Genomic DNA, 392 nt, shown 5'->3' on the forward strand with positions numbered 1-392 from the left:
GTGTTGAGCGACACCGTGTAGCCACCCATCGAGGCGGGCATCAAATACATCAAACGCATCAACAAAAGCGAGAGCGAACACTCTTTGTGGACAAATGGGCAATGGCTACCGCTGGTGTCCGACAACGATATATTTTTGCACAACTCCGACATCCTGGGGGCTTATGCGGGGTATAATGTGAAAATCGACAAATGGGGCTTCAAGGCGGGATTGCGCTTTGAGGGCACTTGGTTGGACGCGGAATTTGCTAAAAACGAGGCAATGAATTTTGGTGCCGATTACACCAATTTGGTACCGAGCACCACAATTACCTACCAGATTACACGGTCAGACCTTGCGCCTGGGCTACAATCTGCGCATCCAACGCCCCGGCATCTGGCATCTCAATCCCC

The 392-nt window shown here is 51.5% G+C and carries 1 protein-coding gene; it reads left to right on the forward strand.

The genetic code is table 11. The annotated features are described in order from the left end of the window. Positions 1 to 84: 84 nt before the first annotated feature. A partial coding sequence (locus ASC50_RS05360) for an outer membrane beta-barrel family protein (RefSeq protein ID WP_262482204.1) occupies positions 85 to 392 on the forward strand: 308 nt, incomplete at its 3' end.

The organism is Candidatus Symbiothrix dinenymphae (assembly GCF_001431085.1).